Raw genomic sequence first — 1,105 nt, forward strand, 5'->3', positions numbered from 1 at the left:
AATGGGCAAAGACCTTCAAACCCCGCTGGGACGATTTTTCCCACGCCACCGCGCTTGAGCGCAGCGCCATGCAGGGCATGGCGTTTTCAAGTGGTTTGGCCAAGGCGCTGTACAACCTGTGGGACAACGTCACGCAGTTGTATGAGCTGCTATCGGACCTCAAGGCCCACAGCGAAAAGCTGTTGGCCTACATCTCCCAGGCCGAACTCGATGCGCTGCTGGCACTCGGCAGCGACGCGATTGCCCAGGGTTTGCTGGTGCTCAGCGATGAGCCGCTGCTGTTCATTTACTTGGCGGCCATGGTCAGTTGGATGCGCCTGCTGCCGCCGCCCGAGATGTACGAACTGGTCGGCGAACTGACCGGGGAAGTGCTGATCAATCTGCTGCTGATCTGGGCCACAGCAGGCATGGGCGTGGCTCTGCGCCTGGGTGCTCAGACGCTCAGCAGCATCAAATCCGCGCGGGCGCGAGCGTTGTTGGCGTTGCTCGCCAAGCACCTCAAGGGACCCAGGCTGGAACCCCATGTCGCAGAGGCCAGGCCATTGCTGCTGGGCAGCGCGGCGACGCCGATCAAGACAGTGCCGGTTGCGCCGTTGCAGGCTGGGGAGCAGGTGGTTACGAACGCGGTGCCGGCGGTTCGTCGCAAGGCTCAGCGAACGGTGTTGGTGCGGCAGGAGCCTGTGGATGACGTGCCTGTTTCGGGGAAAACCCCGAACGGCGATGCGGCGGCTTCTGCGGATAAAACCGTCACTAACGGCTGCCCCGTGTCAATGGTCACCGGCGAGGAATTGCTGACCCTGACTGATGGTGTTCTGGATGGGCTTTTGCCGTTCGAGTGGACGCGGCTGTATCGCACCAGTGCGGTGGAAGTCGATGTAGGACTGGGGGTTGGCTGGAGCCATGGGCTGGCGCAGCGGCTGCTGATTTCAGGCGATTCGGTGGTGTGGAACGACCATGAAAACCGCTCTATCTCGTTTCCAATCCCCACCGTTGCGCGACCGGCGATCACCAATAGCCTGGCCGAAGCAGCGATCTATCTGGGCGCTTCGCCGGATGAGCTGGTGCTGGCCCAGGCATCGCGGTTCTACCACTTTCGCGACGGTGT

Annotated in this window: 1 protein-coding gene; it reads left to right on the plus strand. The window is 62.2% G+C overall.

The window, feature by feature from the left end; all coding sequences use genetic code 11:
* Nucleotides 1-1,105 (plus strand): DUF6531 domain-containing protein (locus ACFZPT_RS26515; protein ID WP_379556299.1); only part of this gene is annotated, 1,105 nt, incomplete at both ends.

Source organism: Pseudomonas sp. MD330_10 (genome assembly GCF_042610415.1).
Lineage (GTDB): Bacteria > Pseudomonadota > Gammaproteobacteria > Pseudomonadales > Pseudomonadaceae > Aquipseudomonas > Aquipseudomonas rhodesiae.